The sequence below is a fragment of the Roseovarius sp. genome (genome assembly GCF_040223625.1).
In the GTDB taxonomy this organism is placed as follows: domain Bacteria; phylum Pseudomonadota; class Alphaproteobacteria; order Rhodobacterales; family Rhodobacteraceae; genus Roseovarius.
The window spans coordinates 122,702-135,649 of sequence record NZ_JAVKFX010000049.1 but is presented as its reverse complement, the minus strand read 5'-3'; the positions used below and the strand labels follow the sequence as shown (position 1 = coordinate 135,649).

General features: G+C 67.4%; 12 protein-coding genes. 9 read left to right on the top strand and 3 right to left on the bottom strand.

Annotation, left to right across the window (positions count from 1 at the left end; all coding sequences use genetic code 11):
- Positions 1-429 precede the first annotated feature (429 nt).
- From RLN94_RS15595 to RLN94_RS15570, 6 genes are all read left to right on the top strand, one after another.
- Entirely contained in the window at positions 430-1,347 is a 918-nt protein-coding gene (locus tag RLN94_RS15595; RefSeq protein WP_350129276.1) for a lipid A-modifier LpxR family protein, read from the top strand.
- 90 nt (positions 1,348-1,437) lie between these two features.
- On the top strand, positions 1,438-2,502 hold the full coding sequence (locus tag RLN94_RS15590; protein WP_350129279.1) for a Hint domain-containing protein: 1,065 nt from the start codon (positions 1,438-1,440) through the stop codon (positions 2,500-2,502).
- A 251-nt stretch (positions 2,503-2,753) separates the two neighbouring features.
- Entirely contained in the window at positions 2,754-3,374 is a 621-nt protein-coding gene (gene rpsD, locus RLN94_RS15585) for a 30S ribosomal protein S4 (protein WP_350129282.1), read from the top strand.
- A gap of 110 nt (positions 3,375-3,484) precedes the next feature.
- The gene (gene hisC / locus RLN94_RS15580) at positions 3,485-4,570 is read left to right on the top strand and encodes a histidinol-phosphate transaminase (RefSeq protein ID WP_350129285.1); all 1,086 of its coding nucleotides are present in this window, start codon (positions 3,485-3,487) and stop codon (positions 4,568-4,570) included.
- Positions 4,567-5,484: a prephenate/arogenate dehydrogenase family protein gene (locus RLN94_RS15575; protein ID WP_350129289.1), complete on the top strand. Its 918-nt coding sequence runs from the start codon at positions 4,567-4,569 to the stop codon at positions 5,482-5,484. Before hisC ends, RLN94_RS15575 begins: the two co-directional genes overlap by 4 nt.
- 38 nt (positions 5,485-5,522) lie before the next feature.
- Positions 5,523-6,095, top strand: coding sequence for an extensin-like domain-containing protein (locus RLN94_RS15570; RefSeq protein WP_350129292.1), 573 nt, complete (start codon positions 5,523-5,525; stop codon positions 6,093-6,095).
- A gap of 61 nt (positions 6,096-6,156) precedes the next feature.
- Here RLN94_RS15570 and RLN94_RS15565 read toward each other — a convergent pair whose 3' ends face one another.
- The 3 genes from RLN94_RS15565 to RLN94_RS15555 form a co-directional block, all read right to left on the bottom strand.
- Positions 6,157-6,621, bottom strand: a complete 465-nt coding sequence (locus RLN94_RS15565) for a copper chaperone PCu(A)C (RefSeq protein WP_350129295.1) — start codon at positions 6,619-6,621, stop codon at positions 6,157-6,159.
- A 73-nt stretch (positions 6,622-6,694) separates the two neighbouring features.
- The gene (locus tag RLN94_RS15560) at positions 6,695-7,051 is read right to left on the bottom strand and encodes a hypothetical protein (protein WP_350129298.1); all 357 of its coding nucleotides are present in this window, start codon (positions 7,049-7,051) and stop codon (positions 6,695-6,697) included.
- A 57-nt stretch (positions 7,052-7,108) separates the two neighbouring features.
- Positions 7,109-8,113 (bottom strand): DUF2125 domain-containing protein, encoded by a 1,005-nt coding sequence (locus tag RLN94_RS15555; RefSeq protein WP_350129301.1) that lies wholly within the window; start codon positions 8,111-8,113, stop codon positions 7,109-7,111.
- 70 nt (positions 8,114-8,183) lie between these two features.
- Here RLN94_RS15555 and RLN94_RS15550 point away from each other — a divergent pair, with 70 nt between their 5' ends.
- The 3 genes from RLN94_RS15550 (at position 8,184) to RLN94_RS15540 (ending at position 12,947) form a co-directional block, all read left to right on the top strand.
- The gene (locus RLN94_RS15550; protein WP_350129304.1) at positions 8,184-8,714 is read left to right on the top strand and encodes a gamma-glutamylcyclotransferase; all 531 of its coding nucleotides are present in this window, start codon (positions 8,184-8,186) and stop codon (positions 8,712-8,714) included.
- 69 nt (positions 8,715-8,783) lie between these two features.
- On the top strand, positions 8,784-10,022 hold the full coding sequence (locus tag RLN94_RS15545; RefSeq protein WP_350129307.1) for a biopolymer transporter ExbB: 1,239 nt from the start codon (positions 8,784-8,786) through the stop codon (positions 10,020-10,022).
- Between the two features lie 3 nt (positions 10,023-10,025).
- Positions 10,026-12,947, top strand: coding sequence for a peptidoglycan -binding protein (locus tag RLN94_RS15540; RefSeq protein ID WP_350129310.1), 2,922 nt, complete (start codon positions 10,026-10,028; stop codon positions 12,945-12,947).
- The last annotated feature ends 1 nt before the right edge of the window (position 12,948 follow it).

Genomic DNA, 12,948 nt, shown 5'->3' with positions numbered 1-12,948 from the left:
GTGGCGAAGAGGGCGGCGGTGATGATGGTCTTGAACATTGTGTTGGTCCTTTCGGTGTGGTGTTGTGTGTCTGGCGTTGTTGCCGTGCTTCGATGGTGTAGTTATGACACCAACAATAAGTGTTGTAAAGACACTTATGGGGTTGCGATGTGGGTTTCGCGTAAGTCGTTGAGAATTAACGATTCAATTTTTCGAGTTTGATCTCTGAACCCCGAAGAAAGCCCGCTCCGGGCATCTTGAAGCCTGCCCTTTTCGGAGCGAGTCGCGGCTGCGCGGGTCACAAACGCGAGCTGGCGCAGCCTTGCCTGTGGCCCTTTCGCCGCATTCGCGAAGCCCCTGTCCCGGATTGCGCGTCACGGGGTGGCGCTGCGCCGGCGGGCTTTGCTATCACCGCCATGCCGGGGGGCGAAATTGAGGAATACGGCACTCATGACACGCCTTCTTGCCGCGCTTTGCGTGATTTTTTCCCTTTCCATCCCGGCCATCGCGCAGGAGCGCGGGCCCTACAGTTTCGGCATGCTGGTCACCAACGACTCGCTGGGCGACGGCCATGACCGCTGGCGCACCGGGTCGGTGGCGTCGAGCCATGTCTGGGCGCCCGGCTGGACCGGGCAGGGCGATTACGGGCTGGGCCAGGTCTGGGAGCTGCGCGTCAATGCCGAGGTTATGGGGCCGGAGAACCTGGCCACGCCGGCGCCGCTGGACCGGGTCTATGCGCAGGCGCTGTCCTTCGGGCTGCACACGCATTTCCAGCGCAACGCCATCGAGTACGCGATCGGCGGCGAGCTGGTGCTGACCGGGCCGATGACGCAGCTCGACCATGTGCAGGAGGCGCTGCACGACGTGCTGGGCGGGCGCGATGCCTCGCCCGCGACGAAGGCGGCGCAGGTCAGCAACGATATCGACCCGGCGGTGGTGTTCGAGGCGGGGCGCGAGTTCCGGCTGGGCCAGCGGACGCGGCTGCGGCCCTTCGTCGAGGCGCGGGCCGGGGTCGAGACGCTGGTGCGGGCGGGGGCCGATTTCACGCTGGGGCAGTTCGGGGAGGGCGGGCTGCTGGTGCGGGCGCCGGTCACGGGCCATCGTTACAGCGTGATCCAGGAGGCGCCCTATAGCGGGCTGTCGCTGATGGTGGGGGCGGATACCGCCTATGTGCACAAGAGCGAGTTCCTCCCGTCGAGCGGGCCGGTGCAGCTGAACGAGACGCGCAACCGGGCGCGCGCCGGCCTGCACTGGCGCAGCCGGGCGGGCAGCAGCGTGTTCTACGGGCGCACCTGGCTGGACAAGGAATTCGGCACGCAGCGCGAGGAACAGGTTGTGGGTTCCGTGCAGCTACGGATCAAATTCTGAAAAAACGTTCTATGTGAAGGGTTTCCAAGGTGATTCGCATTTGGTACCCTGCACACAATAAAAAAAGAGACTGAGGCAGGACGACAGGTGATGGAAACGGGCTTTCGGGGCGCGTTTGTCATTTCCTGGTCGCAGACGGAAGTGGACGGTTTGACCGCCGCTCCAATCGAATCCCTCGCCGTGGGCGCGACGTGGTCGTGGCAGGGTGAGATCGTGCGGATCGACGGGCCAAGCGGTGTGCTGCGGCTGGAAGGGGCAAACGGGAACGGGACAAGCCGCCGCTGTGCGGCCAAGCTTGTCCGGCGGCTGGTGTCAGCGGCCAGGACGGATACACGGAACATCGACGAGGTGGAGGAGGCGGGGCCGCTGGCCGATACCGGCTTCGTGGTGACGGACGGGCTGAAGGCCTACAACGTGACGGTGGTGCCGGTGGGCCACGGGGCGCCGCCGCTGGTGATGTTCGTGGATGACATTCCGCCCAAGCGGCGCGAGCTGTGGGTGGTGCATCACTCGCTCGACCGGCTGGGGCAGAACCCCACGGGGCCGGAAACGGGCGGGGTGATCTGTTTCACCCCCGGCACGCGGATCGAGACGCCCGAGGGGCCAAGGCTGGTCGAGGCGTTCCGCGAGGGCGATTACGTTCAGACCAAGGATAACGGCGCCCAGCCGGTGCAGTGGATCGGCAGCCGCCGGATGACCGGGGCGCGGCTGTTCGCCATGCCGCAATTGCGGCCGGTGCGGATCCGGGCCGGGGGGCTGGGCCTGCAGCGGCCCGACCAGGAACTGCTGGTCTCGCCCGAGCACCGGATGCTGGTGAAGGGGGCCGTGGCGCGGGCGCTGTTCAACACGCCCGAGGTGCTGGTTTCGGCAAAGGACCTGGTGAATGACGGCTCGATCGCGGTGGATATGGGCGTGCGGGAGGTGACCTATATCCACCTGCTGCTGCCCCGCCACCAGGTCTTGTGGGCGAACGGGGTGGAGACGGAGAGCTTTCACCCGGCCTCGGCCGCGCTATCGACGCTGGACCCGGGCGACCGGGCGCGGCTGCTGGCGATCAACCCGGGGCTGGAGCACGAGCCGAGGGCCTATGGCGGGTTCGCGCGGCGGAACCTGAACACCTCGGAGGCGGCGATCCTGATGCACGAGGCGGCTTGACGAGGCCGGGTTAGGGGGGCGCTGCCCCCGACGTCGAAACCCGTGCGGGTTTCAACGTCTCCCCCGGAGTATTTTCGGAAAGATGAAATGCGGGGCCTCGGCGGGTCTATCGGCTGTTGACACTGCTCCGCGTGGCTGTATAAGCGCGCTTTAATTGGTGTTGGTGGCCCCCGCGAGGGGATCCCTGTCACCCCGGCCAAATCCGGGGAGAGGACAACGCCCTTCGAAACCATGAATGAAGGAGATCAGCCGTGACCAAACGCACGTCTGCCAAGTACAAGATCGACCGCCGGATGGGCGAAAACATCTGGGGCCGTCCGAAATCCCCCGTCAACCGCCGTGAATTCGGCCCCGGCCAGCATGGCCAGCGCCGCAAGGGCAAGATGTCCGACTTCGGCCTGCAGCTGCGCGCCAAGCAGAAGCTGAAGGGCTATTACGGCGACCTGACCGAGAAGCAGTTCCGCCGCATCTATGCCGAGGCCGAGCGTGTGCGCGGCGACACCGGCGAGAACCTGATCGGCCTGCTCGAGCGCCGGCTCGACGCCGTGGTCTACCGGGCGAAATTCGTGCCGACCATGTTCGCCGCCCGCCAGTTCGTGAACCACGGCCACGTGCGGGTGAACGGCCAGAAGGTCAACATCCCCTCCTACCGCGTGAAGGAAGGCGACGTGATCGAGGTGCGCAACCGTTCGAAACAGCTGGCCGTCCTGCTGGAGGCCGTGCAACTGGCCGAGCGTGACGTGCCCGATTACATCGACGCCGACCACACCAAGATGACCGCCAAGTTCGTGCGGACGCCGGGCCTGGGCGACGTGCCCTACCCGGTGATGATGGAACCGAACCTCGTCATCGAATTCTACGCGCAGAACTAAGGCGTTTCTGCAACAGCCAAAGGGCCGCGACGGGGGACCGCCGCGGCCTTTTTGTTTGTTCTGGCCAAGGCGATATCCCGCCGATACAAGGCCCGGAGGGAGCAAGGGTCATGACGAAAATCAAGCCGCAACCGGGAATACTGGATATCTCGCCCTACGTGGGCGGCTCGTCGAAGGTCGACGGGGTCGAGAACGTGGTCAAGCTGAGCTCGAACGAGAACCCGTTCGGGCCGAGCGAGGCCGCGAAGGAGGCGTTCCGCAAGGCCGGGTTCGATTTGCACCGCTATCCGTCGACCGGCCACGAGAAGCTGCGGGAGGCGATTGGCGAGGTGCACGGGCTGGATGCCGACCGGGTGATCTGTGGCGTGGGCAGCGACGAGATCCTGAGCCTTTTGTGCCAGGCCTATGCCGGCCCCGGCGACGAGGTGATCCATACCGAGCACGGCTTCGCCATCTACAAGATCAGCGCGCAGGCCAATGGCGCGACGCCCGTGGAAGTGCCCGAGCGCGAGCGGGTGACGGATGTCGACGCGATCCTTGCCGCCTGTACCAAGAATACGAAGCTGGTCTTCATCGCCAATCCCAACAACCCCACCGGAACGATGATCGGCGAGGCCGAGCTGGCCCGGCTGGCCGACAGGCTGCCCAAGCACGTGCTGCTGGTGGTGGACGGGGCCTATGCCGAGTATGTCGAGCATTACGACGGCGGCGCCGCGCTGGTGGACATGCGCGACAACGTGGTGATGACGCGCACCTTCTCGAAGCTTTACGGGCTGGGCGGGCTGCGCGTGGGCTGGGGCTATGGCCCGGCGCATGTGATCGACGTGCTGAACCGCATCCGCGGGCCGTTCAACCTGTCGACCGCCGCGCTGGTCACCGCCGAGGCCGCGGTGCGCGACACCGAATGGGCCGCGAAGTGCCGGGCCGACAACACCCGCCTGCGGGCGTGGCTGGCCGAGGCGCTGGCCGAGAAGGGGGTGCCGTCGGACACCTCGACCGCGAATTTCATCCTCGCCCGTTTCGCCAGCCGGGAGGAGGCCGAGGCCTGTGACGATTACCTCAAGTCGGAAGGGCTGATCGTGCGGCGGGTGGCGGGGTACAACCTGCCGCATTGCCTGCGGATCACCGTGGGCGACGAGCCGTCCTGCCGGCGGGTGGCCCATGCCATCGGCCAGTTCAAGGAGGGGGCGCGATGAGCCGGGTCTATGACCGGGTGGCGCTGATCGGGCTGGGGCTGATCGCGTCGTCGATGTTCTGGGCCATCAAGCGCGCCGGGCTGGCGGGCGAGGTGACGGGCTATGCCCGCTCGGCCGAGACGCGCGACGTGGCGCGCGAGATCGGGCTGTGCGACCGGGTCTGCGACAGCGCGGTCGAGGCCGTCGAGGGGGCCGACCTCGTGGTGCTGTGCGTGCCGGTGGGCGCGATGGGCGCCGTGGCCGAGGAGATCGCGCCGGTGCTGAAACCCGGCGTGACGGTGAGCGACGTGGGCTCGGTCAAGAAGGACGTGATCGAGGCGGTAGCGCCGCACCTGCCCGAGGGCGTGCATTTCGTGCCGGCGCATCCGCTGGCCGGGACCGAGCATTCGGGCCCGCGTTCGGGCTTTGCCGAGCTGTTCGAGAACCGCTTCACGCTGATCGTGCCGGTCGAGGGCAGCGATCGCGAGGCGGTCGAGCGGCTGGAGCGGTTCTGGCAGGGGATGGGCGCCAAGACCGAGGAGATGGATGCCGAGCATCATGACCTCGTTCTGGCCGTGACCTCCCATGCGCCGCACCTGATCGCCTACACGATGGTGGGCGTGGCCGATGACCTGCGCCGGGTGACCGACAGCGAGGTGATCCGCTATTCCGCCGCCGGGTTCCGCGATTTCACCCGGATCGCGGCCAGCGACCCGACCATGTGGCGCGATGTCTTCCTGCACAACAAGGAGGCGACGCTGGAGATCCTCGGACGGTTCACCGAGGAGCTTTTCGCGCTTCAGCGGGCCATCCGCACGGGTGACGGCGAGCATCTTTTCGACTATTTCACTCGCACCCGCGCCATTCGGCGTGGTATCATCGAGGCCGGGCAGGATACCGATGCACCAGACTTCGGACGCGTGAAAAGAGGCTGAGACATATGCGTTTCATTTGGGTTATCCCATTGATTTTGATGGGATGCGGTGCGCTTGGCGGGCGCGACGACGATCAGGTTTCAAGGCATGGCTCGGTCTGTGGGCAGCCGGCGATCAAGGGCAAGGTCGTGGGCGTGGTCGACGGCAACAGCGCCATCTGCGGCATCGAGAACGCCGTCGAGGTCACCCGGGTCGGCGGGGTTTTGCTAAGCCAGCCGGCGGTGATGGAATGCAACACCGCGCGGGTTCTGAACGCATGGGTCCAGCGCGACGTGGACCAGATCATCGGCAACATGGGCGGCGGGCTGCAGGAGCTTCAGGTCGCCGCGCATTACGTCTGCCGGACCCGGAACCACAAGCCGGGCGCCAAGATCTCGGAGCACGGCAAGGGAAGGGCGATCGACATCTCGGCCTTTCACCTGCGCGATGGCAGCGATATCTCGGTTCTGCGGGACTGGGGCCATGGCCGGAAGGGGCGTGTTCTGCGGCGCCTGCAGGATTCGGCCTGCGGGCCGTTCGGCACGGTGCTGGGGCCGGAATCGGACCGCTTCCACCAGGATCATTTCCACTTCGACACGGCCAACCACCGCTCGGGCGCTTATTGCCGCTGAGGCCGGCAGGGCTGCGGCCCGTCCGGTAACGGGCCGCAGCGGTCATCGGGGCGTTGGCGGGTCAGTGGTCGTGGCTGTGGTCGTGCCCGTCACCGCTGCGTTCCTCGACATGGAACATGACTTCGACCTCGCCGGCCTTCTCGAACACCAGCGTCACGGGGATTTCCGTGCCGGCCTCGAAGGGGTCTGACAGGCCCATGAACATCACGTGATACCCGCCGGGGGCCAGTTCCACCGTCTCGCCGGCGGGGATCTCGAGCTTCTCGACATGGCGCATCCGGGCCACGCCGTCTTCCTCGTAGGATTCGTGGATCTGGACCTTGGGGAAGTCGGCCTTGGCGCCGATCAGGGCGTCGTCGCTCTCGCCGGTGTTGGTGATGGCGAGGTAGCCGCCGCCGCTCTTGGCGGTCGCGGCGGTCTCGAAGGCCATCGGGTGGTCGATTTCGAGGCCGCCGAGGGTGTATTCGTGGGCCGCTGCGAAGGTCGGCAGGGCAAGGGCGAGGGTGGCTGCAAGCAGGGTTTTCATTGGAGGGTCTCCGTATTGTCTGATGGCCGCGGACTGGTGGCGGCCGGAGGTCATGCCAGGGTGGTCTCGGGCGTCAGGCGGCCGGAGGGGCCCTGGGCAGGGACGGAGAATGGGCGGAGGGCAGGGTTTGCGCGGGGCGGGCGGCCATAGTCGCAGGCGCCGGGATCAGCGGATGCGTGGCCGGGACCGGCAGGATCGGGCTGGCGGTATCGGCGGCGTGGACCAGCGCGCAGGTCTCGGGGGTGTCCGAGACCTCGACCGGGGTGCCGTCGGCGTCGAAGCGGAGCGTGCGCAGCCCGTCGCCGGTACAGATCACCATGACGCGGTCGGTGGTCAGGCCGAGCGCCGCCGCGACCCCCGCGCCTTGCGGTGCGAGGAGGCCGAGCGCCACGATCAGCGCGACGAGGGTTCTGGCGATCCAGCCGGTCATGTGGGGTGACTAATCCGCTTGCCGGCGGCGGGGCAAGGGCAATTCCGCCGTCTGCGGCTATCTGAGGCGGAGGAGCGGAGCATCGCCCAGCGGTACCGGGCCGAGGCGGACCTTGCCCCCCTTGAAGTTCAGCGGAATGTCGAGCGTCTTGGGGTTGCCGGCCATCTGAGAGATCAGGCCCAGCCCGTCTTCCAGCGTGCCGGCAATGGCGTCGGGGAGCGCGCCGGAGTCCACGGCCATCTTGAGGATATCGCGCCAGTTGCGGGCCTTGACCGTGACCTCGCCCACAGGGAAGCCCTGGTCGTCGACCGTCACCTCGCCCGCCGCCTGAAGTTCCAGCCGGCCCCAGCGGGCCTTGGCGAGGCGGATGTCGATGCGGCGGGGCTGGGGACGGGCCTGTTCGATGGCGGAGCGGTCCCACGGCTTGTCGAACTCGACGGTGACGTCGGCCTCGAAGGCGTCGAACCGCTCGGGCAGCTTGCCCGCCGGGTCGAGCCGCACGCGCCATTCCAGCGGGGGCGACAGGCCCTCGGCGGCCAGCCCCAGCCGGTAGGAGGACGGGTGGGCCGCCACCCGCTCGGCGGCGACGCGCACGGCTTTGGCCTTGGTCGGCTGATCGGCGGAGCGGGGGGTGACGACCAGCTCCTCTGCCGTGAGGGTGGTGCGTTCCAGCGGCAGGGAGAGGTCGGCGCCGACGACGACGCTGGCGCGCATGTCGCTGCTTTCCACGTCGTATTTCTCTTGCGGCGTGGCGACCATCTGTTCATCGGGCCAGACGGCGATGACGTGGTTGGGCCGGTAGCTGAGCGCCAGGATCTGGAATTTCGGCGCCTCCCACGCCAGCCCGGTTTCGGGGTCGGCGAGGGTGATGTCGGTGAAGGTGGTGTCGAAGCGGTTGGGGAAGCCTTTCGTTTCCAGCGTGCCGGTCTCGGCCGCCCATCCTTCGGCGCGCCGGGCCTCGAGCCAGGCCGAGAACCCCTCGGTCACGCCGGTCTTGCCGATATACCAGTACCCCGACCATGCCGCCGCCGCGATCAGGATCAGGGTCAACAAAATGCGCATCTGCCCGGTGCCTCTTTCATAGGGTCTTTCGATGGTGTTTAAGGCCTCGAAAGAGCGAGGAACAGGCAAAATGACGATGTGGGTTTTCGGCTACGGCTCCTTGCTGTGGAACCCCGGCTTCAAGCCGCGCGAGGAGGTGATCGCCACGCTGCCCGGCTATCACCGCAGCTTCTGCATGCGCAGCATCCACCATCGCGGCACCGAGGAGAAGCCGGGGCTGGTGCTGGCGCTGGACGAGGCCGAGGGGGCGCATTGCACGGGCGTGGCCCTGAAGGTGAACGAGCCGGAAGAGGCGCAGGTGCTGGAGTACCTGCGCGAGCGGGAGCTGATCTCGTCGGCCTACCTGGAAAAGGTGTTGCCGCTGGAACTGACCGATGGCCGCAAGGTCGAGGCGGTGACCTACGTGATCGACGCCGCGCATGACCAGTATTGCGGGGGGATGCCGCTGGAAGAACAGGCGCAGATGATCGCCCACGCGGTCGGCGGGCGGGGCCCGAATACCGAGTATCTCTACAATACGACCAGCCATCTGAAAGAGCTTGGGCTGGAGGATGACGACCTTGAATGGCTGGCGCGGAGGGTGCGGCAGATCGTGGGATAAAGCCTTGGCTTGACACCATATAAAGCGTAGGGTGGCGCCAAAGAACCGTCAGAGCCGGGAGCCGTCCATATGGACCAGCCGGACCGTGAGGTCGAGCCGCAGTTTTCACAGCCAGTCCGTCAGATCACGCTGATGCTGATCGTGCTCGGGCTGACCGGGTTCGGGGCCTTCGTGGCCCTGCCCCGGGTCTTGCCGGTATTCCAGTCGAACCTGTATCTCAACGGGTTCATCGTCTTCGTGTTTTTCATCGGCGTGGTGGCCTGTTTCTGGCAGGTGTTCCAGTTGATCACCTCGGTCCGGTGGATCGAGGAATACGCGCAGGATCACCAGGTCAGCGATACCTCAGGTGCGCCGCGGCTGCTGGCGCCGCTGGCGACGCTGATGCGGCAGCGCCGGGGCAAGAAGATGCAGATCGCCTCGACCTCGGCGCGGTCGATCCTCGACTCGGTCGCTCAGCGGATCGACGAGGCGCGCGAGATCACGCGATATATCGTCAACATGCTGATTTTCCTTGGCCTTCTTGGCACGTTCTATGGCCTTGCCACGACCGTGCCGGCGGTGGTCGACACGATCCGCAGCCTTGCGCCGCAGGAAGGCGAGGGCGGGGTCGAGGTGTTCAACCGGCTGATGTCCGGGCTCGAGGCACAGCTTGGCGGGATGGGCGTGGCCTTTGCCTCGTCGCTGCTGGGGCTGGCGGGGTCGCTGGTGGTGGGACTGCTGGAACTGTTCGCGGGCCATGGGCAGAACCGGTTCTACCGCGAGCTGGAAGAGTGGATGTCGTCGATCACCCGCGTCGGTTTTTCCACGGGCGAGGGCGAGGCCACGGGCGAGCATGGCGCGATGGCCGGGTTTCTGGAGCATATGTCCGAGCAGATGGACGCGATGCAGCAGATGGTCAGCCAGTCGGATGTCAGCCGGGCGATGGTGGATGAAAAGCTGGGCGTGCTGGCGGATTCGATCGAGCGGCTGACCCACCGGATGAGCGAGGCGAACCCGGTCAACACCGCGCTGATGCAGGTGGCCAACGGGCAGGAACGGCTGATTTCCACGCTGGAGGCGCGCAACGAGTCGCTGGGCGAGACGGGGCTCGATGCCGAAAGCCGGATGCGGCTGCGGTCGATCGACGTGCAGATGCTGCGCATCCTCGAGGAGATCAGCGCCGGGCGGCAGGAGACGATGACCGAGATCCGCACCGATCTTGCCGCGCTGACCAAGATCTTCAACCAGTTGCGCAACGCCGAGAGCGGGCGGGCCCGCGCGGCGCTTCGTGTCAGGCCCGACGCCGGCAAGTCGGAGCGGGAGGGTTGATCCATGGCCCTGTCCCGCCGCACCGGACAACGCTTTCAATCCTCGATCTGGCCCGGCTTCGTCGATGCGATGACCGGCCTTCTGCTGGTGCTGATGTTCGTGCTGACGATCTTCATGATCGTGCAGTTCGTGTTGCGCGAGACGATCAGCGGGCAGGCCAGCAAGCTTGATGAACTGTCGGCCGAGGTGGCGGCGCTGAGCCGGGCGCTGGGGCTAGAACAGGACCGCAACGCCACGCTGAGCGAGCGGGTGGGCGAGCTGACCAGCACGCTGACCGATGCCCGCCAGCAACAGGAACAGCAGACCGCCCTGATCGACAGCCTGCGGCAGGCGCGGGCCGAGCAGGACGAGGCGCTGGCCGCCGCGCAGTCCCGCATCGCCAGTTTCGAGGAGCAGGTGGCGAGCCTGTTGTCGGACCGCGAGACCAACCTCGGCACCATCGCCGAGCTGGAGGACCGGCAGGAGGAATTGCTGTCGGAACAGGAGCAGCTCAACCTTGCGCTGGCCAACATGCGCGAGGAGATCGACGCCCAGACCGAGGAGGCCCGCCTTGCCGCCGCCCGGCGCGAGGCGCTGGAGGCGCTGATCGCCGATCTGCGGCGGCGTTATGCCGAGGAGCAGGCGGAGGTCGCCAACCTGTCGGGGCAGGTGGAGACGCTGGAAGAGGAATTGAGCGAGGAAGAGAAGCTGCGGCTGGCCGAGGCGGCAGCGGCGGAGGCGTTGCAGGAGAAGCTGGAGAATGCCGAGACCGAGCTGACCTCGATGACGCTGGCGCTGGAGGAGGAGCGGCGCCGGGCCGAGGAGACGCTGACCCTCCTGGCGGCGGCGGAGAATGCCGAGGAGGACCTCGATATCCAGCTGGCCGCCGCGCTGCTGGCGCAGGACCAGATCAGCGAGGAGCTGACCACCGCGCAGCTGGCCATCGACGAGAAGGATGCCCGGATCGCGGAGCTGGAAGAGCAGGTGTCGGAGGCCGAGGGCAACGCGGTGGCGCGGGCCAGCACGCTTGAGGACATGGAGGCGGAACTGGCCGCCGCGCTGGCCGATGCCGAGGACAAGGGCAAGACGCTGGAGGAGTTGCGGCTTGAGCTGAGCGAGGCGCAGAGCCTTGCGGAGGGCCGGGCGGAAGAGAACCGGACGCTGGAGGAGCGCATCGCCTCGGCCGAGGTCGCGCTGGCCGCGGCACAGGCGGAGGCCGAGGTGGCGCAGGCGGAGCTGGCCGAGCAGCAGGACGCGATGGAGGCGAGCCGGGGCGAACTGGAGGAGCGGCTGGCGGCACTGGAGGCGGAACTGGCGGGCGTGAGCGCGCTGGAAACCCGGCTGGCCGAAGCCGAGGCCGAGGCGGAGGCGCTGGCGGCGGAGCGGGATGATCTGGCCACCCAGCTTTCGCAGGCCGAGGCGGTGGGGCAGGCGTTGCAGGACGAGACGGTGGCGTTGAAGTCGCAGCTTGCGGAGTCGGAGGGCGTCGCGGGCGAGGCCGATGATCTGAGGGCCGAACTGGCGCAGGCGCAGGCCACGGGCGAAGAGCTCGAGGCGCGGCAGGTGGAGCTGGAGACGCAGCTTTCGCAGGCGCGGGCCTCGGCCGAGGCGCTGGCGCAGGAGAAGGCCGACCTCGAAACCCGGCTGGCGGCGGCGCGGGAGGCGCAGTCGGAGGCGGGTACGGAAAGCGCGGAGCTGGAAGAGCGGCTGGCGCGATTGGAGACCCAGCTGGCCGCGTTGCGGGACGAGCGCGAGACGCTGGCGGGCGAGGCGAAGAGCCTCGAGGAGAAGCTGGCCGAGGCGCTGGCCGCGAAGACCGCCGCCGAGAACGAGGCGGTCGAGGATGCCGACCTGATCGCCGAGTTGCAGGCACGGCTCGACCGGACCGAGGAGGCGCTGCAGAAGGTGCGCCGGCGGCTGGCCGAGGTGCTGGCGGCGAACGAGGCCGCCGAGGCCGAGGCGGTGAGTTCCGAGGACGTGCGCAAGCAGTTGGCCGCCGCGCTGGCCGCCAAGCTGGCGGCCGAGAAACAGGCCGCCGCGAGCGACGAGGAGGTCGAGGATATCCGCGATCAGCTGGCGCAGGCGCTGGCGGCGAAGCTGGCCGCCGAGCGCGATGCGCAGGCCGAGATCAGCAAGGCCGAGGAGCGCCAGATCCTGCTGGAAGAGGCGCGGCGCAAGCTGGCCGAGGCCGAGGCGGGGCGCGAGAAGCAGGCCGACCTCGCGTCGGAGGCGCAGAAGCAGCAGGAATTGCTGAACCGGCAGGTGGCGTCGCTTCGGCAGCAGCTTGGCGAGTTGCGGGCGCTGCTGGATGACGCCAAGGCGCGCGAGGCGGCGGCGAACGTGCAGATTGAATCGCTGGGCGAAGACCTGAACGTGGCGCTGGCCCGGGCCGCGGCCGAGGAGCGGCGCAGGCGGCAGCTGGAAGAGGAAAAGGCCAAGCGGCTGGAAGAGCAGCGCAACGCGCTTCAGGCGCAGAACGAGGATCTCGAGAAATACCGCTCGGATTTCTTCGGGCGGCTGCGCGAGGTGCTGGGCAACCAGGAGGGCGTGCGGATCGTGGGCGACCGGTTCGTGTTCTCGTCGGAGGTGCTGTTCGCGCCGGCCGAGGCCGAACTGGAAGAGGCCGGCAAGACCGAGATCGCCAAGGTGGTGAACATCCTGCGCGGGGTGGCCGACGAGATTCCGGATGGCATCGACTGGGTGTTGCAGGTCGACGGGCACACGGATGACATTCCGATCCGCAACAGCCGGGAGTTCGAGGATAACTGGGACCTGAGCCAGGCGCGGGCGCTGTCGGTGGTGCGCTACATGATCGACGATCTGGGGATGGACCCCGAGAGGCTTTCGGCGAACGGGTTCGGGGAGTATCAGCCGGTGAACACTGCCGATACCGAAGAGGCCCGCGCGCAGAACCGGCGGATCGAGCTGAAGATTACCGAGAAATAGG